The sequence below is a fragment of the Rhodococcus sp. 21391 genome (genome assembly GCF_016772255.1).
Classification (GTDB): Bacteria; Actinomycetota; Actinomycetes; order Mycobacteriales; family Mycobacteriaceae; genus Rhodococcus_F; species Rhodococcus_F opacus.
On the sequence record NZ_CP063781.1, the window covers coordinates 1,782,071 to 1,803,949 of the forward strand.

At 68.0% G+C, this 21,879-nt stretch carries 18 protein-coding genes; 6 read left to right on the forward strand and 12 right to left on the reverse strand.

Annotated features, from left to right (window positions below; translation table 11 throughout):
• The first annotated feature begins 105 nt into the window (after positions 1-105).
• From GO592_RS08475 to GO592_RS08490, 4 genes are all read left to right on the forward strand, one after another.
• Complete coding sequence (locus GO592_RS08475) at positions 106-1,674, forward strand: alpha/beta hydrolase (protein WP_007299545.1); 1,569 nt, start codon at positions 106-108, stop codon at positions 1,672-1,674.
• A gap of 116 nt (positions 1,675-1,790) precedes the next feature.
• A complete protein-coding gene (gene glnA, locus GO592_RS08480) occupies positions 1,791-3,131 on the forward strand; it encodes a type I glutamate--ammonia ligase (RefSeq protein WP_005247775.1) in 1,341 nt (446 codons plus the stop codon).
• An 8-nt stretch (positions 3,132-3,139) separates the two neighbouring features.
• Entirely contained in the window at positions 3,140-6,154 is a 3,015-nt protein-coding gene (locus GO592_RS08485; RefSeq protein ID WP_007299546.1) for a bifunctional [glutamine synthetase] adenylyltransferase/[glutamine synthetase]-adenylyl-L-tyrosine phosphorylase, read from the forward strand.
• Positions 6,151-7,116 (forward strand): endonuclease/exonuclease/phosphatase family protein, encoded by a 966-nt coding sequence (locus tag GO592_RS08490; RefSeq protein WP_007299547.1) that lies wholly within the window; start codon positions 6,151-6,153, stop codon positions 7,114-7,116. The genes GO592_RS08485 and GO592_RS08490 overlap by 4 nt, the downstream gene beginning before the upstream one ends.
• A gap of 3 nt (positions 7,117-7,119) precedes the next feature.
• Here GO592_RS08490 and GO592_RS08495 read toward each other — a convergent pair whose 3' ends face one another.
• From GO592_RS08495 to GO592_RS08520, 6 genes are all read right to left on the reverse strand, one after another.
• Positions 7,120-8,103, reverse strand: a complete 984-nt coding sequence (locus tag GO592_RS08495) for a glycine betaine ABC transporter substrate-binding protein (protein WP_007299548.1) — start codon at positions 8,101-8,103, stop codon at positions 7,120-7,122.
• Complete coding sequence (locus GO592_RS08500) at positions 8,103-8,876, reverse strand: ABC transporter permease (protein ID WP_007299549.1); 774 nt, start codon at positions 8,874-8,876, stop codon at positions 8,103-8,105. The genes GO592_RS08495 and GO592_RS08500 overlap by 1 nt, the downstream gene beginning before the upstream one ends.
• Positions 8,873-10,099 (reverse strand): ABC transporter ATP-binding protein, encoded by a 1,227-nt coding sequence (locus GO592_RS08505; RefSeq protein WP_007299550.1) that lies wholly within the window; start codon positions 10,097-10,099, stop codon positions 8,873-8,875. The genes GO592_RS08500 and GO592_RS08505 overlap by 4 nt, the downstream gene beginning before the upstream one ends.
• Positions 10,092-10,742 carry an ABC transporter permease gene (locus tag GO592_RS08510; RefSeq protein ID WP_007299551.1) on the reverse strand — a complete coding sequence of 217 codons (651 nt, stop codon included), beginning with the start codon at positions 10,740-10,742 and terminating at the stop codon, positions 10,092-10,094. The genes GO592_RS08505 and GO592_RS08510 overlap by 8 nt, the downstream gene beginning before the upstream one ends.
• Before the next feature lie 97 nt (positions 10,743-10,839).
• Positions 10,840-11,820 carry a hypothetical protein gene (locus tag GO592_RS08515; RefSeq protein ID WP_005254251.1) on the reverse strand — a complete coding sequence of 327 codons (981 nt, stop codon included), beginning with the start codon at positions 11,818-11,820 and terminating at the stop codon, positions 10,840-10,842.
• Positions 11,821-11,826: 6 nt separating this feature from the next.
• Complete coding sequence (locus tag GO592_RS08520) at positions 11,827-13,080, reverse strand: multidrug effflux MFS transporter (protein WP_007299552.1); 1,254 nt, start codon at positions 13,078-13,080, stop codon at positions 11,827-11,829.
• A 230-nt stretch (positions 13,081-13,310) separates the two neighbouring features.
• Here GO592_RS08520 and GO592_RS08525 point away from each other — a divergent pair, with 230 nt between their 5' ends.
• Positions 13,311-13,997 carry a DNA alkylation repair protein gene (locus GO592_RS08525; RefSeq protein ID WP_007299553.1) on the forward strand — a complete coding sequence of 229 codons (687 nt, stop codon included), beginning with the start codon at positions 13,311-13,313 and terminating at the stop codon, positions 13,995-13,997.
• Positions 13,998-14,167: 170 nt separating this feature from the next.
• On the opposite strand, the gene glnA (GO592_RS08530) is transcribed toward GO592_RS08525, so the two are convergent.
• Complete coding sequence (gene glnA / locus GO592_RS08530; RefSeq protein WP_005254248.1) at positions 14,168-15,604, reverse strand: type I glutamate--ammonia ligase; 1,437 nt, start codon at positions 15,602-15,604, stop codon at positions 14,168-14,170.
• A gap of 211 nt (positions 15,605-15,815) precedes the next feature.
• Between glnA (GO592_RS08530) and GO592_RS08535 the strand changes: the two genes are divergently transcribed.
• Complete coding sequence (locus tag GO592_RS08535; protein WP_005561161.1) at positions 15,816-16,292, forward strand: RDD family protein; 477 nt, start codon at positions 15,816-15,818, stop codon at positions 16,290-16,292.
• 65 nt (positions 16,293-16,357) lie between these two features.
• Here GO592_RS08535 and GO592_RS08540 read toward each other — a convergent pair whose 3' ends face one another.
• The 5 genes from GO592_RS08540 to sucB all read right to left on the reverse strand — a co-directional run bounded on the left by GO592_RS08540 (position 16,358) and on the right by sucB (position 21,814).
• The gene (locus GO592_RS08540) at positions 16,358-17,116 is read right to left on the reverse strand and encodes a DUF4191 domain-containing protein (RefSeq protein WP_005247752.1); all 759 of its coding nucleotides are present in this window, start codon (positions 17,114-17,116) and stop codon (positions 16,358-16,360) included.
• Positions 17,117-17,189: 73 nt separating this feature from the next.
• On the reverse strand, positions 17,190-18,200 hold the full coding sequence (gene lipA, locus GO592_RS08545; RefSeq protein WP_202715105.1) for a lipoyl synthase: 1,011 nt from the start codon (positions 18,198-18,200) through the stop codon (positions 17,190-17,192).
• 52 nt (positions 18,201-18,252) lie between these two features.
• Positions 18,253-19,029, reverse strand: coding sequence for a lipoyl(octanoyl) transferase LipB (gene lipB, locus GO592_RS08550; protein WP_007297485.1), 777 nt, complete (start codon positions 19,027-19,029; stop codon positions 18,253-18,255).
• A 48-nt stretch (positions 19,030-19,077) separates the two neighbouring features.
• Positions 19,078-19,968, reverse strand: coding sequence for a TIGR01777 family oxidoreductase (locus GO592_RS08555; protein WP_007297484.1), 891 nt, complete (start codon positions 19,966-19,968; stop codon positions 19,078-19,080).
• A gap of 91 nt (positions 19,969-20,059) precedes the next feature.
• Positions 20,060-21,814 carry a 2-oxoglutarate dehydrogenase, E2 component, dihydrolipoamide succinyltransferase gene (sucB, locus tag GO592_RS08560; RefSeq protein WP_007297483.1) on the reverse strand — a complete coding sequence of 585 codons (1,755 nt, stop codon included), beginning with the start codon at positions 21,812-21,814 and terminating at the stop codon, positions 20,060-20,062.
• Positions 21,815-21,879 lie beyond the last annotated feature (65 nt).

A 21,879-nucleotide genomic window follows, 5' to 3' on the forward strand; every position in this document is an offset into this window, starting at 1 on the left:
GCGGGGGAGCGAAGGGCTCGCGCGGGTGCGATAGGTCACACCCACCGTCTGTCCTCTGACCTGCGGGAAGGCCTGCCGGCGCAGAACCCCTGGCACGATCGTCCTATGTCGAAGAGTGCTCGGGTACCGGCCGCGTTCGCGGGGTGCATCGCCGTCGTCCTTGTCGTCGCAGGCTGTGCGGGAGGCGGACGGGACACCGGTGAGGCCGTCGCCGAACCGTCGGCGGCCGCGGCGGCTCCGGCCGGACCGATCCCCGCCGGGCTCGAGGAGTTCTACACGCAGCAGGTGCAGTGGGGGTCGTGCGAGGGCTACAGCACGGACGGGTCTCCGCTCGGCGACACTCTCGACTGCGCGAAGGTGACCGTGCCGAACGACTACGCGAACCCCGGGGGTGCGACCGCGCAGATCGCCGTCTCCCGGTCGAAGGCGACCGGCGACAAGGTCGGATCGCTGCTCGTGAACCCCGGTGGCCCGGGGGCGTCGGGTATCGGGCTGGCGTCCGTGGCCGACGGCACCGACATCGCGGAGCGGTTCGACGTCATCGGTTTCGATCCGCGCGGCGTCGGCGCGTCCACGCCGCAGGTGACCTGCCTGACCCCGCCGGAGGTGGACGCGCGGCGTAAGGACGACGACGTCGACATGAGTCCCGCCGGAATCGCGCAGACGGAGGCCGAGAACCGTGAGTACGCGGACAAGTGCGCGGAGCGGACCGGCGTCGACGTCCTCGCGCACGTCGGAACGTACGACGTGGTGCGCGACATGGACGTCATCCGGGCGGTGCTCGGTGACGAGAAGCTCAACTACCTCGGCTACTCGTACGGCACCCGGCTCGGCTCGACGTACGCGGAGACGTTCCCGGGCAACGTGCGCGCGATGGTCCTCGACGGTGCCCTCGATCCCGAGCAGGACCCGACGGAGGAAGTGATCCTGCAGGCGGCCGGATTCCAGTCCGCGTTCGACGCGTTCGCCGCGGAATGCATGCAGCAACCGGACTGCCCGCTCGGCACCGACCCGGCGCAGGCGAACGCGAGGTTCCGGGCGCTCGTCGACCCGCTGATCGCCAAGCCGGCCGCGACCACCGACCCGCGCGGACTCAGCTACACCGATGCGATCACCGGCGTCCAGCAGGCCCTGTACTCGCCGAATCTGTGGGGCCCGCTCCGTGGAGGCCTGGAGAGCCTGCAGACGGGGACGGGCGATTCGCTGCTGATGCTGGCCGATCTGTACGAGGGGCGCGCCGACGACGGCACGTACTCCAACCTCAACGACGCCTTCAATTCCATCCGCTGCATGGACGATCCGCCCGTCACCGACCGCGCGGCCGTCGGGGAGGCGGACGTGCGGTACCGCCAGGCGGCGCCGTTCCTCGACGACGGTCGCGGCACCGGCAGCGCGCCGCTGGACGTCTGCGCGTTCTGGCCCGCGCCGAACACGGGCTCGCCGCACACCGTGTCGGCGCCCGGGATCCCGCCTGTCGTCGTCGTGTCGACGACCGAGGACCCGGCGACGCCGTACCAGGCGGGCGTGGATCTGGCGAAGCAGATGAACGGCTCACTCGTCACGTACCGGGGCACTCAGCACACCGTCGTTCTCGACGGCGAGGCGTGCGTCGACGACGCCGTCTCGGACTATCTCGTCGACCTCGCGGCGCCGCCCGCGGACCTGATGTGCTGACCCACGCCTGTGACGGGATCGTCCGAGGTGCCCGCACGCTGGCACGATGCGGAATCCGGCATAGTCGAATCAACGAAGTAACACAGATTTAACGAACTTTGCTTACTCTCGCGGACATGGATCGCCAAAAGGAATTCGTGCTTCGCACCCTCGAAGAGCGCGACATTCGGTTCGTCCGATTGTGGTTCACGGACGTTCTCGGATACCTGAAATCGGTGGCGATCGCCCCCGCGGAACTGGAAGGTGCCTTCGAGGAGGGCATCGGCTTCGACGGATCCGCGATCGAGGGCTTCTCCCGGGTGTCCGAGGCGGATACGGTCGCGAAGCCGGACGCCTCCACGTTCCAGGTGCTGCCGTGGAGTTCGAGCAAGGGGCATCAGCACTCCGCCCGCATGTTCTGCGACATCGCCATGCCCGACGGTTCCCCCTCCTGGGCGGATTCGCGGCACGTGCTGCGCCGTCAGCTGAACAAGGCGAGCGATCTGGGCTTCAGTTGCTACGTGCACCCCGAGATCGAGTTCTTCCTGCTGGAGAACGGGCCGATCGACGGCACGCCGCCGAAGCCCGCCGACTCCGGCGGCTACTTCGACCAGGCCGTCCACGACTCCGCTCCCAACTTCCGCAGGCACGCGATCGACGCACTCGAGTCGATGGGTATCTCCGTCGAGTTCAGCCACCACGAAGCGGCTCCCGGCCAGCAGGAGATCGACCTGCGGTACGCGGACGCCCTGTCGATGGCCGACAACGTGATGACGTTCCGCTACGTCGTCAAGGAGGTCGCGATCGCCGAGGGCGTGCGCGCCACGTTCATGCCGAAGCCGTTCAGCGATCAGGCCGGCTCGGCGATGCACACCCACATGAGCCTGTTCGAGGGCGACACCAACGCCTTCCACAACCCGGACGATCCGATGCAGCTGTCGGAGACCGGTAAGGCGTTCATCGCCGGCATCCTCGAGCACGCCAACGAGATCAGCGCCGTCACCAACCAGTGGGTGAACTCCTACAAGCGTCTGATCCATGGTGGCGAGGCCCCGACGGCGGCGTCCTGGGGGCCGTCCAACCGGTCGGCACTGGTCCGCGTCCCGATGTACACGCCGAACAAGGCGTCCTCGCGTCGCGTCGAGATCCGCAGCCCAGATTCGGCCTGCAACCCGTACCTGACGTTCGCGGTGCTCCTCGCCGCGGGTCTGCGCGGAATCGAGAAGGGCTACGAACTTCCCCCGGAGGCCGAGGACGACGTATGGGCGTTGACGTCGGCCGAGCGCCGCGCCATGGGTTACCGGGAACTGCCCGGCAACCTCGACGGCGCGCTGCGCGAGATGGAGAAGTCGGAGTTGGTGGCCGAAGCACTCGGCGAGCACGTGTTCGACTTCTTCCTGCGCAACAAGCGTCGCGAGTGGGAGGAGTACCGGAGCCACGTGACGCCGTTCGAACTCAAGACGTATCTGGGGTTGTGAGCAAGAGCATGGTGAAGCCTCCGGCAGCGCGTTCTGCCGTTCCCGGTCCGGGTCGTCTGGGTCTCGTCGAGCCGACCGCTCCGTCCGAACTCCGCGATCTGGGCTGGGTCGGTGAAGACAGCATCGAACTGCTCTGGTCGTTGTCGAGGGCCGCGAACGCCGACCTCGCCCTCCGCACCCTGGTGCGTCTGAAGGACGGGCTCGGCGAGGGCTGGGCCGAACTCGATGCGGCACTCCGCACCGACAAGGGTCTGCGTGGCCGGCTGTTCGGGCTGTTCGGCGCGTCCAGCGCGTTCGGCGACCACCTGGTCGCGGATCCCGCGTCCTGGAAGATCCTCGCCGGCGACGTCCGCCTCCCGTCGAAGGACGAGGCGACCGCCACGATGATGGCCGCGGTCGGGGCCGAACCCGAGGACGGCGCCCACCCGGACGCAAAACTGTACCGGGCGAAGGTGACCGGACCCGATGCCATCGCGGCGCTGCGCAAGGCGTACCGCGACGAGCTGATGCTGCTCGCCGCCGTCGACCTCGCGGCGACTGTCGAGAACGAACCGGTACTTCCGTACCAGACTGTCGGGCATCAGCTGTCCGATCTGGCGGACGCCGCGCTGAACGCCGCCCTCGCGGTGGCCGTCGCAGCCGTGTGTCCCGACGCGCCGTGCCCCGTGCGGCTGGCCGTCATCGCCATGGGCAAGTGCGGTGCCCGCGAACTCAATTACGTCAGCGACGTGGACGTGGTCTTCGTCGCCGAACCCGCCGACGCGATCGCCAGCCGGATCGCGGGCGAGATGATGCGCATCGGGTCCTCGGCCTTCTTCGACGTGGACGCCGCGCTGCGGCCGGAGGGCAAGCGCGGCGAACTCGTCCGCACCCTCGATTCGCATGTCGCGTACTACAAGCGCTGGGCCAAGACCTGGGAATTCCAGGCGCTGCTCAAGGCCCGCCCGATGATCGGCGACGTCGCGCTCGGACAGCAGTACGTCGACGCCCTCAGCCCGATGGTGTGGACCGCGTCGGAGCGCGAGGACTTCGTTCCCGAGGTGCAGGCGATGCGCCGCCGGGTGGAGGAGATGGTTCCGCCGGAACTCCGCGAACGCGAACTGAAACTGGGCCGCGGCAGTCTGCGCGACGTCGAGTTCGCCGTCCAGCTCCTGCAACTCGTGCACGGGCGCGCGGACGAGGCGCTGCACGTCCAGAGCACCATCGACGCGCTGACCGCCCTCGCCGCCCGCGGCTACGTGGGCCGCGACGACGCTGCGAATCTCGCTGCGTCCTACGAGTTCCTGCGGTTGCTCGAGCACCGGCTGCAGTTGCAGAAGCTGCGGCGCACGCACACCCTCCCGCCCGCCGACGACGAGGAAGCGCTGCGCTGGCTGGCTCGCGCGGCGCACATGCGGCCCGACGGCAGCAAGGACGCACTCGGCGTTCTCAATGCGGAGATCAAGCGCAACTCGCACCGCGTGCGACGGCTGCACGCCAAGCTGTTCTACCGGCCGCTGCTCGAATCGGTGGCGCGCATCGACAAGGAGGCTCTGCGGCTGAGCCCGGACGCGGCCATCCGCCAGCTGGCGGCGCTGGGCTACACCGCCCCGGAGAACGCGCTCGGGCACCTCACCGCACTCACCAGCGGCGCGTCCCGCAAGGGCCGCATCCAGGCGTTGTTGCTGCCGACGCTGCTCGAATCGCTCGCCGACACACCGGATCCCGATGCGGGCCTGCTCGCGTACCGGCGGCTGTCGGACGCGATGACCGATCAGACCTGGTTCCTCCGGCTGCTGCGTGACGAGGCCTCGGTCGCCGAGCGGCTGATGACAGTACTCGGATCCTCGGCCTACGTCCCCGACCTGCTGATCAAGGCGCCGGACGTGGTGCGCCTGTTCGCGGATTCGCCGGCCGGACCGCGGCTGCTGGAGTCGAAGCCGGAGGACGTCGCGCGCGGCATCCTGACGGCGTCGGCACGCCACGACGACCCGGCCCGCGCGATCGCGGCGGCGCGCTCCCTGCGCCGTTACGAGCTGGCCCGTATCGCCTCCGCGGACATCCTCGGCATGCTCGACGTGCCGGGCGTCTGCAAGGCGCTGTCGTCCGTGTGGGCGGCCGTGCTCAATGCCGCCCTGGCGGCCGTGACCAAGGCGAGCGAGAAGGAACTCGGCACGCCCGCTCCCGCGACCTTCACGGTGATCGGCATGGGCCGGCTCGGTGGCGGTGAGCTCGGCTACGGTTCCGACGCGGACGTGCTGTTCGTGTGCGAGCCGCGCGAGGGGATCGACGAGACGGTCGCCGTCAAGTGGGCCAATAGCATCGGCGACAAGGTGCGGGCTCTGCTCGGCGCGCCCAGCACCGATCCGCCGCTGGAGGTCGACACGGGTCTGCGCCCGGAGGGACGCAGCGGCCCGATGGTGCGCACGCTGGCGTCCTACGAGGCCTATTACGCGCAGTGGGCGCAGGCCTGGGAGATCCAGGCACTGCTGCGCGCGCATCACGTCGCGGGCGACGCCGATCTGGGACTGCGCTTCCTGCACATGATCGACAAGACACGCTACCCGGAGGGCGGGGTGTCGGAGCAGGCGGTCCGTGAGATCCGGCGCATCAAGGCGCGCGTCGACTCCGAGCGACTGCCGCGCGGCGCCGACCCCGCGACGCACACCAAGCTCGGGCGCGGCGGTCTCGCCGACATCGAATGGACCGTGCAGCTGATCCAGCTCCGGCACGCCCACGAGATCGAGTCGCTGCACAACACGTCGACTCTCGAGACACTCGACGCGATCGGCGCGGCCGAGTTGCTCAGCGAGTCCGACGTCGATCTGCTGCGTGACGCGTGGATCACGGCGACGAAGGCGCGCAACTGCCTCGTGCTCGTTCGCGGCAAGGCCACCGATCAGCTGCCCGGCTCGGGCCGGGTGCTGTCCGCGGTCGCGCAGATCGCCGGCTGGGGTGGCGGCGACGCGGGCGAGTTCCTCGACAACTACCTGCGGGTGACCCGGCGGGCCAAGGCTGTGGTGGAGAGAGTCTTCGGGGAGTGATCGCCACCTGGGGGGTGCGGACGCTGACGGCGCTCGGGTGGCTCGCGGTGCTCGTCGGCGTGTTCGGCGTCGTGCTGAGATTCCTCGACGTCCAGAACCAGCGTCTGCTCGTGCTGGCGTCCGCGGCGCCGTACCTGATGGCGGCCGCCGCGGTCGGGGTGCTGTTGCTGGGAATCACCCGGCACTGGATCGGTTTCGGGGTCGCGCTGGCCGTGGCCGCGGTGGCCACCCTGTCGCAGGGCCCGCTGTACGTGGCGAACAGTTCGGTGACGGCGTCCGGGCCGGAACTGACGGTGATGCAGGCCAACATCTGGCTCGGCAACGCGGACGCCGACTCCCTCGTCCGGCAGATCCGGGACCACGACGTCGACGTGCTCACCACCAACGAACTGACACCGGAGGCCGTCGACCGGTTGGTGGCCGCGGGAATCGAATCGACGCTGCCGTTCTCGTTCCTCATGCCCGGCAGTGGCGGCGAGGGAACCGGGATCTGGAGCCGGTACCCGCTGACCGACAAGGTCCACCACTCGGAATTCGTCCTGTCCGCGCTGTCGGCCCGGGTGGAACTCCCGGACGGTGCGAGCACGGCACTGTACGCGTTCCACCCGGTCCCGCCGTGGCCGTCGGATCCGTCGCTGTGGTCGCGCGAGATGGACCGCATCAAGACCATTCTCGACGCCCTCCCCGCCGACTCGGGACCGGTGATCGTCAGCGGCGACTTCAACTCCACCCGCGACCACGTGAAGTACCGCAGCCTCGTGACCGGACGCTACCGCGATGCCGCGGACCAGGTGGGTGCGGGAATCCAGAACACGTATCCCGCCGACCGGCAGCCGTTCCCGCCGATGATCGCGATCGATCACATCGTCACGAGCGGAGCGCAGGCGGAGTCCGTGGAATCGGTTGTCCTGATGGGTTCGGATCATCGAGGTCTGATCGCGAAGATCGCCGTCGGCAGCTGAGCGTCACGGGAGCGTGACGAATCCCTTCTCCACCATCCAGTCCTGGGCCACGTCCGCTGGTTCCTCGCCCTCGACGTCGACCCGCCGGTTCAGCTCGGTGATCTCCTCGTTGGTCAGCGCCGCGGAGATCGGGGCCATCACCTCCGCCACCTGCGGATGTGCCTCGGCGAAATCCTTGCGCATGGTGATCGCCGGGTTGTATTTCGGGAAGAACTGGCGATCGTCCTCCAGCAGCACCAGATCGAGCGCGATGATGCGGCCGTCCGTCGTGAACACCTCGCCGAACTTGCACTGCGTCCCGTCCGCGGTGGCCTGATAGATGATGCCGGTCTGCAGGATCTGGCGGTTCGCGCGGGCGGGGTCGAAGCCGTACTTGGCGGCCATACCCGGGAACCCGTCCTGCCGGACGTTGAATTCGGTTTCGACGCAGGTCGTCGCAGCGGCGGGGTCGCGGTTGACCAGATCCGCGTACTCCGACAGGGTGGTGATCCCGGTTTCCTCGGCGGTCTGCCTGCTCATCGCGAGTGCGTACGTGTTGTTCATCGGGGCCGGATCCACCCACACCATGCCGTTGCTTTCGAGGTCCTCGTCGCGGACCGCCTCGAACTGCGCGGTCGGGTCGGGAATCGGAATCTCGTTGCCGAGGTAGTTGATCCACCCGGTCCCGGTGTACTCGTAGGTGACGTCGATCTGCCCGTCCAGCTGGGCGTCCCGGGTGCTGTTGGAACCCTGGATGTTGGTGAGGTCGCGCACCTCCGCGCCGGCGGCACTGAGCGCGAACTCGATGATGTACCCGAGGGTGACCTGCTCGGTGAAGTCCTTGGAACCGACGGTGATCTTGACACCTTCGAGTTCGGGGACGGGCTGGATGCTGCCCGGTTCCACAGACAGTGGCAGGGCGCCACCGGATTCGAGGCCGCAGGACGCTGCGAGGACTCCGCAGAGTGTCACGGCCGTCGCGGCGATCGCCTTCCGAAGGTGGTTCATCAGCGCAGCCCCTTCGGGCCGAGGAACTCCTCGGCCAGGGCGCCGCACCAGTCGACGAGCAGCGCGAGCGCGACCGCGAGCACGGCTCCCACCACTAGGGTCACGTTGTCGCGCAACTTGTATCCGGTGTCGATGAGGATTCCCAGACCGCCGGCGCTGACGAGGAAACTGAGCGTCGCGGTGCCCACGGCGAGCACGAGCGACGTGCGCAGTCCCGCGAGGATGTACGGGACGGCGAGTGGGAACTCGACCTTCCGCAGGACGAGGCCGGCGGTCATGCCCTGTCCGCGCCCGGCGTCGATGACGGCGGGATCGACCTCCTGCAGACCCAGGATCGTGTTCCGGAGAACGGGCAGGAGAGAGTAGAACGCGATGGGGAGCACCCCGATCCAGAATCCGGTGGTCCCCGTCGCGAGGAAGAGCAGCACCAGCAGTCCGATGGCCGGCGCGGCCTGTCCGATGTTGGCGATTCCGAGGAAGATCGGCGCCAGCTTGGTGAACCCGGGCCGCGTCAGAAGGATCCCCAGCGGGACGGCGATGACGACGACGATCGCGACCACCGCGACCGTGATCAACACGTGCTGCCACGTCAGGGTCGCGATGTTGGCGGCGTTGAGGCTGCCCTTCTGCGTGGCGGTGAGTTCGCGGTTGAAGGCCCAGGCGAGCACACCCACCACCAGGATCACGACGATGATCGGCTGGACCAGCAAGCGGGCCCGCTCCGACCGCCGGGCGGCCGGTGCGGTGGGCTTCGTGGCGACGGCGGCCGTCATGACGGTGTGCCGCCCTCGCTCGCCCCGTCCTGCTGCGGCTCGCTGTCCTCGTCGTCGTGCGCGTGTTCCTCACGCATCGCGGACAGGTGCGTCACCAGTGTGTCGATGGTGATCAGGCCGCGGTACTCGCCCCGCCGGCCGGTGACGATCGTCGACGCACTGCTCTCCGCGAGGAGCGCCTCGAGGGCGTCCTGCAGCGTCGATTGGGTGGACACCACCTCCTCGATCGGGTCGCCGATGTCGCGCAGCGAGGTGGCGTTGGCCAGATGCCGCAACGACACCCAGCGGGTCGGGCGGTCCCGCGCGTCCAGGAGGACGCCCCACTTGATCCTGCGGGACGAGATCGCCGCCCGCAGATCGTCCACCGAGCCGTCCTCGTACGCGGTGGGGCAGTCGAGGAGTTCCACCTCCGCCACCCGGGTGAGCGTCAGCTGCTTCAGCGACGCGTCCGCGCCGACGAATCCGGCCACCATGTCGTTGGCGGGATGGGCGAGGATCGCCTCCGGAGTGTCGTACTGCATGATGTGCGACTGGTTGCCCAGCACCGCGATCCGATCGCCCAGCTTGACCGCCTCGTTGAAATCGTGCGTCACGAAGACGATCGTCTTGCCGAGATCGGACTGCAGTCGCATCAATTCGTCCTGCAGCAGTCCGCGCGTGATCGGATCGACCGCGCCGAACGGCTCGTCCATGAGCAGCACCGGGGGATCGGCGGCCAGCGCCCGCGCCACCCCGACGCGCTGCTGCTGACCGCCCGACAACTGCCGGGGGTAGCGCTCGCGGTAGAGGTCGGGTTCGAGTCCGACGAGGTCGAGCATCTCGTCGGTGCGGTCGGCGATCTTCTTCTTGTCCCAGCCGATCAGACCGGGGACCGTGCCCACGTTCTTCGCGATCGTGAGATGCGGGAACAGTCCGGCCTGCTGGATCGAGTAGCCGATGCCGCGCCGCAACTTGTCCGGGTCGATGGACAGGGCGTCCTTGCCGCCGATCGTGATCTTCCCCGACGTCGGTTCGATGAGCCGGTTGATCATGCGCATGGTGGTGGTCTTGCCGCAGCCGGACGGGCCGACGAGAACCACGATCTCGCCGGCGGGGATGCGCATCGACACGTTGTCGACGGCCGCCTTCTCCTGGCCCGGGTAGCTCTTGACGACGTCTTCGAGGACGATGTCCACTCCCGAGACGGTGCTTCCGTTGGTGTGCGGTGTGTCGAGGTCAGTCACGGATCCCCCTGGAGGTGGTGAGTCGGCCGATGACGGCGAGGATGCCGTCGAGTACGAGGGCGAGGATCACGATGAGAACGGTCCCCGTGAGGGCCTGCGGTATCGCTGTCGGGCTGCCGACGCGGGACAGCCCCGAGAAGATGAGGTTGCCGAGCCCGGGACCCTTGGCATAGGCGGCGATCGCGAGGATGCCCATCAGCATCTGGGTGCTCACCCGCATGCCCGTCAGGATCGACGGCCAGGCGAGCGGGAGTTCGATCCTGCTCAGCACCGTCGTGCGGCTCATTCCCACGCCCCGGGCCGCGTCGGTGATCGCGGGGTCGACGGAGGCGAGTCCGAGGATGGTGTTCCGGATGATCGGCAGCAGTGCGTACAGCACGAGAGCGGTGACGGTGGGGGCGACACCGAGTCCGAGGATCGGGATCAGCAGGCCGAGTAGGGCGAACGACGGGATGGTGAGGATCGTGCTCGCGAGTGCGGTGGCGATCGCGGAGCCGGCCGGGCTGCGGTACACGAGGATCCCGATCGCCACCGCGACGATCGTGGCGATCACCACGGACTGCACGACTGCGCTGACGTGCAAGAACGAGTCGGTGACCAGTTGCTGCTTGCGGGCGGAGACGAAGTCCCACAGTTGCTGCATGTCCAACCGTGAACACCTTTCTCCAGATGTGAAAACAGACCTCGGTCCTTCACAGTGCTACGTACCCGAACATCGCGCAGGTGAATCGGAAAGTCTGTTACGTGGTCGGGATCATGAACAGCAGGGTGCACACGGCGATCGAAATCCCGAACAGCGCGATCATCACGGCGTAACCGAGGTTCCGCCGGCGGGGGGAGATCGCCGGGTCCATCCACCATCCGAACACCTTGAACGCCGCCGGGACCGCCCACCAGCCGAGGATCTGGGTGGTGACCAGGTTCGCGAGAAACAGGGCGACGGCGATCGGAACCCCGTGCGCCTCGATGAACGGTGCGCTGACGAAATGGCCCCAGATCACCACCAGCGGATACAGCACCAGCAGCGCCAGGAGATTGCTCCGGGCAACGGGCACCGGGGGCGGCTCGTCACCGCCCGCGCCGCGGAACCAGAAGTCGAAACCGTAGCTCGCTTTGCGGATTCGGAGATTCTTGTTGAACTTCTCGCCCTCCTTCAGGAGGGCCGCCCGCTCGGGTGAATCCATCCACGACGCCAGGTTGTCCTCGGTGTCGAAGCTCAGCACGATCGTCCAGTCCTCGGTGATCCCCTGCACCGGCCTCTCGACCTTGTGTCCCCGGAAACCCCGGAACCCCGCCTCGGCGGCGGAGATCTTCCGCTGCCAGTCCATGAACGCCGACTCGTCCTCGGGGGCGACGTGACAGGAGATGACCACCGACGTCGCCGACTGCTCCCGGGTCTGCTCGCCGGTGAGCAGGTGGACGTCCTCGTTGCCGATGAAGGCGTGCTTGATCTCCGCCACGAGCTCCGTCCGGCGGTCGCTGTCGAGCCATGCGCGGGCGTCCTCGACGGTGGCGAACCGCAGCACGTCCACCCAGTCGTCCTGCACGGGCGGCGACGGCGGCACGATGTCCTGATCGATGAAACCCGGAACGGTCGCGAGGGCCTCCGCCGCACGCTTCTGCCACCGTGCGTAGTCGGCGTAACTCGCGTCGTCGATCCGGCGTTGGAAGATCACCGACACCGGGGACGCGGCAGGGCTGCGCGGGTGTGAATGCGGCACGTGAGGTCACCTCCGTTCTGGTCGTGGTGCAGGCGCGGCGGAGGGGGAACCCTGGGACCGCCGGGTGGACGTGGTGAGGAGCAGCAGGATCCCGGCTCCCGCGCCGAGGGTCAGGTACAGCCAGCCCAGCGGTGCCTGGCTGTTCTCCGGCAGTACTCCGGCGACGGCCATCGCCGCACTGACGACGAGATAGCAGGCCGCCGTGACGACCCCGCCGATCAGTCCGAGATTGCGGGTGAACAGTCCGAGAGCGAGCCCGTACATCTGCGGGCAGAGCACCCCGCATCCTGCGAGCGCGAGGCAGGCGCCGATCGTGATGGCCGGTGCGGTGACGACGGACAGCCCGGCCGTAACGGTGAGTACGAGCGCGCCCGCCACGAACACCCACCACGCGCCGAACGCGAGCCGGCGTGTGCCGACCCGGACAGCCAGCGCGCTGCAGGCGAGTTCGCCGACGAGGTTGGCGCCGCCCACGACGAGCGCCACCGCACCGTAGGCGGCCGGGGAGAATCCGAGAATCTGCTGGTAGAGGAAGGGCGCGACGACACCGAACACCATCTGTGCAGATGCCATCAGTCCGAACACGAGCACGAACCCCACGAAGATGCGGTGGCGCAGAGCCGCACCCAGCACCCGCGCCGCGGCGCCGACGTCGACCGGTGCCCGCAGTTCCGGTGGAAGCGTCTCCGGCAATCCCGCGACGACGAGGGGAACGGCCAGGGCCGCCAGAAGCGCGATCAACCCGAACACCAAACGCCACGACATGAACTGCACCAGTACCCCACCCACGGCGGGTGCGAGAACGGGTGCCAGCCCCCACGCGGCCCCGAGGAGACCGGACACGGACGTGAGCCGGGCGCCGCGGTAGCAGTCGGCGGCGATCGCGTAGGCGAGGACGAGGCACGCGCACCCACCGATACCCTGCACGAATCTCAGACCGAGCAGGAGCGTGATGTTCTGCACGAGTGCGCATCCCACGCTGGTGACGACGAGGATCGCCAGGCAGGTCAGCAGAGTTCGCTTGCGGCCCACCGCATCCGCGATCAGTCCGACCGGAATGAACGCCAGACTCATGCCCAGCATGTAGACCGTCACCGTGTTCTGCACCACGGCCGCGGACGCGTCCAGGTCGAGCACCATCTGCGGCAACGCCGGGGTGTAGATGTCGAGCGGGATCTGGCTGAGCGGAATTACCAGCAGCAGAATGACCACGACACGGCGCGGAACCGGCACGCCGGACGGCGTCGTGGGCACTGACATCCCGCACCACCTGCTTCTCGACCCGAGGGGGCTGGAGAACGGAGCAAGTATCCCGCAAGGCGTCGACCGCACGCTCCGCAACGGTCCGTGTGGTCGGTTGCCTGGATCATACGACGCTGCCCGCGGCACTCGGGCGGGTTCCGGACCGCGCGGCAGGGGAGTGACGTACGAAACGACGGGGCCCGCGTCCGTCGTAGGCTGAATCTCCCAGGAACGGACAGGAGGCTCAGGTGGCCGAGACGACGCTGACCGAGACGACGGTCGCCGAGGTGATGGCCGAGCTGGCCGAGCTCGAGGACCCGAGGGCACGCGAGGTGAACGAGAAGCACGGTGACGATCACGGTGTGAACCTCGGCAAGCTGCGCGCGCTCGCGAAGAGGCTGAAGACGCAGCAGGAACTGGCGTGCCGGCTCTGGGAGACGGGTGACACCGCGGCGCGACTGCTGGCGATCCTGATCTGCCGCCCGAGGGTGTTCGAGCGTGACGAGTTGGACGTCATGGTGCGCGAGGCGCGCGCACCCAAGGTGCACGACTGGCTCGTGAACTACGTGGTGAAGAAGAACCCGCACTCCGAGGAGCTGCGCCTGGCGTGGTCCGCCGATCCGGATCCGGTGGTCGCGAGTGCCGGCTGGGCGCTGACCACCGAACGCGTGGCGAAGAAGCCCGAGGACCTCGACCTCGCGGGACTACTCGACGTCATCGAGGCGGAGATGAAAGACGCCCCGGATCGCCTGCAGTGGGCGATGAACCACTGCCTGGCTCAGATCGGGATCGAGCACGCGGAGCACCGCGCCCGCGCACTCGAAATCGGTGAGCGCTTGGAGGTGCTGAAGGACTACCCGACGTCTCCGGGCTGTACGTCTCCGTACGCGCCCGTCTGGATCACCGAGATGGTGCGCCGACAGGGCGACAAGTAGAAGGTTCGCCCCGCGCGCGACCGCGCCCGGCCATCTGTGGCCGGATGCAGAAGAGCCCACCCGCGCCGCGATCGGTGTAGTGATCGCGGCGCGGGTGGGCTCGACCGCAGCTACTGCGTACCGGGGCGCTCTACCGAACGCCCCGACGCAGGTCAGCGGCTGCGGACGACTTACACGTCGTAGTACAGCTGGAACTCGTACGGGTGCGGACGCAGGTTGACCGGAGCGATTTCCTGCTCACGCTTGAGCGAGATCCACGTCTCGATCAGGTCGGACGTGAACACGCCACCCTCGGTGAGGTAGTCGTGATCTGCCTCGAGGCGATCGATGACGGCCGACAGGCTGGTGGGAGCCTGCGGGATGTTGCGGGCCTCCTCCGGCGGGAGCTCGTAGAGGTCCTTGTCGACGGGAGCCTGCGGCTCGATCTTGTTCTTGATGCCGTCCAGGCCGGCCATCATCTGCGCCGCGAAGTTCAGGTAGGGGTTACCCGAGGAGTCGGGGGCGCGGAACTCGAGGCGCTTGGCCTTCGGGTTGTTGCCGGTGATCGGGATACGCACGGCCGCCGAGCGGTTGCGCTGGCTGTACACGAGGTTGATGGGGGCTTCGTAGCCCGGCACCAGACGGTGGTACGAGTTGATCGTCGGGTTGGTGAACGCCAGCAGCGACGGTGCGTGGTGCAGGATGCCGCCGATGTAGTGACGCGCCATGTCGGACAGACCCGCGTAGCCGGCCTCGTCGTGGAACAGCGGCTTGCCGTCCTTCCACAGCGACTGGTGGACGTGCATACCCGAGCCGTTGTCACCGAACAGCGGCTTCGGCATGAAGGTGGCCGACTTGCCGTGCTGCCAGGCGGTGTTCTTCACGATGTACTTGAACAGCTGCAGGTCGTCTGCGGCCGCGAGCAGCGTGTTGAACTTGTAGTTGATCTCCTGCTGGCCGCCGGTGCCCACCTCGTGGTGGCCGCGCTCGAGCTCGAAGCCCGCGTTCTGCAGGTTGGTGGAGATCTCGTCGCGCAGGTCGACGTAGTGGTCGTACGGAGCGACGGGGAAGTATCCACCCTTGGGGCGGACCTTGTAGCCCAGGTTGGGGCTGCCGTCGGCGTTCACGTCGTTGCCGGTGTTCCAGGAACCCGAGATGGAGTCGACCTCGTAGAACGCGCCGTTGATGCCGGAGTCGTAGCGGACCGAGTCGAAGATGTAGAACTCGGCCTCGGCGCCGAAGAAGGCGGTGTCGGCGATGCCGGTCGACTTCAGGTATTCCTCGGCCTTGCGCGCGACGTTACGCGGGTCGCGGCTGTAGGACTCACGCGTGAACGGGTCGTGCACGAAGAAGTTGATGTTCAGCGTCTTGGCCGCGCGGAACGGGTCGATCTGGGCGGTGGCGACGTCGGGGAGGAGCATCATGTCCGACTCGTGGATCGACTGGAAGCCGCGGACGGACGAACCGTCGAACGCAAGGCCGTCCTCGAAGACGTCCTGGTTGAACGCGGACGCCGGGATCGAGAAGTGCTGCTGCACGCCCGGCAGGTCGCTGAACCGGATGTCGACATATTCGACGTTCTCGTCCTTGATGAACTTGATGACCTCTTCGGCCGTGGTGAACGCCACGCTTGTGCTCCTTAAGTCGCTTCAGCCAAGTGGATATTGGCGAATTCGTCGAGCCAGACGGTAAGGACTTGGTGTTGCCCGCTGGTCAACCTTTTGTTTCGCCCGTGTTACGCGTCGAATCTTCCTGGGCTTTTGCACCGGCTGTGACTGCGCACACAGCCCAAAGCTCCGGTGTGAGGTCCTCGGAGAGTCGACGCCTATCCTGGACAGCATGGCACGTATCACCGGTTCCTGGCTTTCCGGACCTTCGGCTGCCCTGCCGAACGGCGCGGACGAGACGAAGCAGTCCTTCCGGGGCGAGCGCCTCGGCCTGCAGGCGGAAGGTCCCGGTTCACTCGCGAGCACGGGCCGCCGTCTCGCCGCTCTGATGATCGACTGGGTGTCGTCGGCGGGCGTCGCGGCACTGATCATCGGCGACAACTTCTTCGAGGGTCCGTTCTCGACCTTCACTCTGCTCGTCTGGTTCGTCGTCGGTATCGCCACGGTGTCGCTGTTCTCCTTCACACCGGGGCAGCTGTTCCTCGGCATGCAGGTGGCGCGGGTGGACGGGCCCGCCCGGGTCGGCTTCGTCCGGGCCCTGGTGCGTCAGGCGCTGCTCGTGTTCGTCGTGCCCGGGACCATCACGGACATCGACGGTCGCGGCATGCAGGACCGGGCCACCGGCACCGCGCTGGTTCGCACCCGCTGACCCCGCAGAACGTCTTCCGCCCGATGTCGGATCGACATCGGGCGGAGTAGTGGGGCGACAGGCTTCTAGCGACGACGGATGGTGCGCTGCACGCCGCGCATCTTCGCGCCGCCGGGCATCGGACCCTTGGGCAGTGCGGCACCGCCACCGCGGCTGCTGAGCGCGGCGAGCCGCGACTCGATGGCGTCCATCCGCTTGGTGTCGATGTTCTTCGGGAGCTTGTTCAGGTGCTTCTGTAGCTGCGACAGCGGGACCTGGCCCTCGTCGTTGCCGATGACGATGTCGTAGATCGGGGTGTCGCCGACGAGGCGCGCCGTCTTCTTCTTCTCCTGGGCCAGGAGCGACTTCACGCGTTGCGGCGATCCCTCGGCGACGAGGATGACGCCGGGACGTCCGATCACGCGGTGAACGGCGTCGAGCTGCGTGGTGCCCGCGACCGCGCTGGTCACGCGCCAGGAGCCCTGCATGTTGTCGAGCGCCCACGCGGCCGCGCCCGCCTGGCCCTCCGCCTTGCCGTACACCGTCTTCTGGACGCGCCGGCCGAAGATGATGAAGGCCCCGAGCACGCCGAGAAGGAGGCCGATCGGGAGGAGGAACCACTGGAGGCCCCAGATCAGACCGACGAGGAAGAACACCACCGCGAGTCCGATGAGCGTGCCGAGCATGAGCGGCAACAGCAGCTTGTCTTCCTTGCGCTGCATCTGGAACGCCTGCCAGAGCTGAGTTCTGCGTTCCTTCGACGCCTGCCTGCGGGCTGCCTTGGCGGCTGCCTTTGCTTCTTTACTGGGTTTGCCCGCTTTACCGGATTTACTGCCGTTCGCCATGCTCTTCAGGATACGTCCCTGGCCGTGCGCGGTGATGACCCGTCCGGTGTCGACCACCGCGCACGCGGGGAGGTCAGCGGGCGAGCCGCGCCATGAGGGAACTTGCCTCCTGCGACGCATCGCCGCTTTCGGTGAGATGTGCCTGCCCTGCAGGCAATTCGCGGCCGTGGTGGGCCATCGCCTGTGCGTAGAGGCGGCCGGCGCGGTAGGAGGAGCGGACGAGAGGTCCGGCCATGACGCCGGCGAAGCCGATCTCCTCGGCGGTGGTGGAGTGCTCGACGAATTCCTCGGGCTTGACCCACCGTTCGACGGGGTGGTGGCGGGGGGAGGGGCGCAGGTACTGGGTGATGGTGATGATGTCGCAGCCGGCGTCGTGCAGGTCGTGCAACGCCTGGGTGACCTCGTCGGGGGTTTCGCCCATGCCGAGGATGAGGTTGGACTTGGTGACGAGGTTGTCTTCGCGGGCGGCGGTGAGCACGTCGAGGCTGCGCTGGTAGCGGAATGCGGGCCGGATCCGCTTGAAGATGCGGGGGACGGTTTCGACGTTGTGGGCGAGCACCTCGGGGCGGGTGGAGAACACCTCGGCGAGCTGGTCGGGTTTGGCGTTGAAGTCGGGGATGAGCAGTTCGACGCCGGTGCCGGGGTTGAGCTGGTGGATCAGGCGGACGGTTTCGGCGTAGAGCCAGGCGCCGCCGTCGGGGAGGTCGTCGCGGGCGACGCCGGTGATGGTGGAGTAGCGCAGTCCCATCGCCTGGACGGATTCGGCGACGCGGCGGGGTTCGTCGCGGTCGAGGTCGTCGGGTTTGCCGGTGTCGATCTGGCAGAAGTCGCAGCGGCGGGTGCATTGTTCACCGCCGATGAGGAAGGTCGCTTCGCGGTCTTCCCAGCATTCGTAGATGTTGGGGCAGCCGGCTTCTTCGCAGACGGTGTGCAAACCCTCGCGCTTGACGAGGCTTTTGAGCTCGGAGTATTCCGGGCCCATTTTCGCTCTCGTCTTGATCCAGTTCGGTTTGCGTTCGATCGGAGTCTCCGCATTTCGGATCTCGAGGCGGAGCAATTTGCGTCCTTCTGGGGCCACAGTCACGGAGACGATCGTACGCCCGGCCCGTCGCGCCCGGCGGGCCGGGGAGCGGAGGTCAACCGTACTGAACAGTAGTGAAGGTGGGCGCGGAGGCCGTCGTCCCGGCGGCGGCGGAGTCGAACGTGACCCGCTCGATGTCGTGTTCGGTCACCGGAAGTTCGCCGTCGAGCGCGGCGACGACGGCCGCCGTGACGGCGGCCGTGACCTCCTCGACAGTGACGTCGCGGCCCAGTTCCCGCGACAGCGACGTGACCCCGGCGTCGCGGATACCGCATGGGATGATCGCGTCGAACCCGGTGAGAACGGAATTGCAGTTGAGCGAGAAGCCGTGGAGTGCGACACCACGCTGCACCCGCACGCCGATGGCCGCCACCTTGCGCTCGGGCAGCCACTGCCCGTTGTCGAGGGACGCCGGCAGCCACACACCGGAGCGACCGTCGACCCGGCCGCAGTCGATGCCGAGGTCGGTGCACACGGTGATCAGTGCCTGCTCGAGCCGGCGCACGTACCGCACGACGTCGACCGGTTCGGCCAGCTTGACGATCGGGTAGCCCACCAGCTGACCCGGACCGTGCCAGGTGATCTTCCCGCCGCGGTCGACGTCGATGACGGGAGTGCCGTCGGTCGGACGGTCCTCGGGTTCGGTCCGGCGCCCCGCGGTGTAGACGGCCGGGTGTTCGAGCAGGAGCAGCGTGTCGGTACCCACGTTCTCGGCGCGTTCGGCCGCCAGCTCGCGCTGTCGATCCCAGGCGTCGACATACCCGATCGTGCCGAGATGTTCGACGGAAATCGGGGAGGGGCTGAAACGGGCGGATTGTGTCGCGCTGCTCATGCGCTAGAGGTTACGCCGGGGCGGCGGGCGCACCGCCACGACCTGGGTTCACTGCACGAGGGCGGCGTCGAGCGCTTCCCCGATGGTGTTGTGCCGGAACCGGAATCCCGCATTCTCGAGCACCGTGGGTATCGCGCGCTGTCCGGCCAGAATGCCCTCCTGCGCAAACTCTCCGACCAGTGCGCTGAGCGCGAACCCGGGAACGATCCACGGTGCGGGGCGGTGCAACGTCCGCGCGACCGCGCCGTTGAACTGGGCGTTGGTGACGGGCGCCGGGCCGGTGACGTTCACGGGACCGGCGACGTCGTCGCGGGTGAGGACGAACTTGATCGCATCGACCTCGTCCTCCAGCGAGATCCACGACAGGTACTGGCGGCCGTTGCCGAGCCGGCCGCCGAGCCCGAACGTGTACAGCGTCTTCAGCCTGCCGAGCAGGCCGCCGTGGGGGGAGAGGACGATGCCGCTCCGCAGCAGAACCGTCCGGATCTTCGAGGTGTCGGCGGGGGCTGTCGCGGCCTCCCAGTCGCGGCAGGTGTTCGCGAGGAAACCCGTCCCGGAGGGCGAGGTCTCGTCGACGACCCGATCGCCGGTGTCGCCGTAGTAGCCGACTGCGCTCGCATTCACGAACACGGGCACCGCGGCCGCGGCGACGCCCTCGGCCAGGACGTCGGTGGCGGCGATGCGGCTGTCCCGGATCAGTTGCTTGTACGCCCCGGTCCAGCGTTTGTCGCCGACGCCGACGCCGCACAGATTCACGACCGCATCGGCGTCCGCGAGTATCCCCGTGTCGATCCGGTCCTTCTGCGGATCCCAGTGTGACTCGTCGGGACCCGCGGACGACCGCCGGACGAGGCGGACGACGTCGTGACCGTCGCCGCGGAGAGACGAGACGAGAGCGGTGCCAATCAGCCCGGAGGAACCGGCGATGACCACTCGCATGTGCAACAGCCTCCTTCACGGCGCAGGGGCACCATCCCTGATGGAAATGGTGCCCCTGCGAAACTACGTTCGGCTCGAAGTCCGGTGACTATCAGAGGCCGAGGTCGGCCTCGAACGCTCCCTGCTCCAGACGCTGCTTGATCGTGGTCAAGAAGCGGCCGGCGTCGGCACCGTCGACGAGGCGGTGATCGTAGGTGAGCGGCAGGTAGCACATCGAGCGGACGCCGATGCTTTCACTGCCGGACTCGTCGGTCACGACCACGGGACGCTTGACGATCGCGCCGGTTCCGAGCATCGCGGCCTGCGGCGGCACGAGGATCGGGGTGTCGAACAGGGCGCCCTGGCTGCCGATGTTCGTGATCGTGAACGTGCCACCGGACAGCTCGTCCGGCTTGAGCCCACCGGAGCGGGCGCGCTTGGCGATGTCCGCGATCGCGCGGGCCAGGCCGGCCAGCGACAGGTCGCCGGCGTTGTGGATCACGGGGGACAGCAGACCCTGGTCGGTGTCGACCGCGATGCCCAGGTGCTCGGCGTCGTAGTAGGTGATCTGCTTGTTCGCCTCGTCGTAGCTGGCGTTGATGTTCGGGTGCGACTTCAGCGCCTCGACGACGGCCTTCGCGAAGAACGGGAGGAACGTGAGCTTGACGCCCTCGCGCTCGAGGAAGGTGTTCTTGGCCTGCGCGCGCAGGGCCGCGATCTTGGTGACGTCGATCTCGAAGGTCTGGGTGAGCTGCGCCGTGGTCTGCAGCGACTCCCGCGTCTTCGTGGCGGTGATCTGACGAATCCGGTTGGCCTTCTGCGTGGTTCCGCGCAGGTGGGCCAGTTCGGGGCGGACCCCGGGGTAGGCGGCTGCGGGAGCAGCGGCGGCGGCCGGTGCGGCAGCAGGCGCGGCAGCGGCGGCCGGTGCCTTCTTGGCCTCGGCGGCAGCGAGGACGTCCTGCTTACGGATGCGGCCACCGACTCCGGTGCCCGTCACCGAGGACAGGTCGACGTTGTTGTCCGTAGCGAGCTTGCGCACCAGCGGGGTGACGTACGGGGTGCTGTCTCCGGACGTGGCCGCGGGAGCGGGTGCGGCGGCTGCGGGAGCAGGCGCGGATGCTGCCGGTGCGGCGGCCGGGGCCGGTGCACTCTTGGCGGGCTCGGGCTTCGCGGGCTCCGGGGCGGGAGCGGGCTTCGCGGGCTCGGGGGTCGGCTCGGGCTTCGGTTCCGCGGCCGGCTTGGCGGCGGGCGCACCCGAACCGATGACGGCGAGCTGACCGCCGACGGAAACGGTGTCGTCTTCCTCGGCGCTGATCTCGAGGAGAGTACCGGCGACGGGGGACGGGATCTCCGTGTCGACCTTGTCGGTGGACACCTCGACGAGCGGCTCGTCCACGGCGACCTCGTCGCCGACGGCCTTGAGCCAGCGGGTGACGGTGCCCTCGGTGACGGACTCGCCCAGTTCGGGCATCTTCACGGCGGTGCCCTCGGCGGAACCGTTGCCGGATGCTGCGGGCGCGGGCTCGGCGGCCGGCGCCTCCGCGGCGGGAGCCGGCTCTGCGGCGGGCTCTTCGGCGGCGGGCTCTTCGGCGGCGGGTGCGGGAGCGGAGTCGGAGGCAGGAGCCTCACCGGCGTCGCCGATCACGGCAAGCTCGCCACCGATTTCCACGGTGTCGTCTTCCTGAGCAACGATCTTGCTGAGAACGCCGGCCACGGGAGACGGGATTTCCGTGTCCACCTTGTCCGTGGAGACTTCGAGCAAGGGTTCGTCAACTTCGACCGTGTCTCCTTCCTGCTTGAGCCACCGCGTGACAGTTCCCTCGGTGACACTCTCACCAAGCGCTGGCATCTGGACGGAGAAGGCCATGTCTTTTGACTCCTCGACAGTTGTGTTCGGGTTGTTGAATTTTGTCGACTTGTGGTCGTGAACCA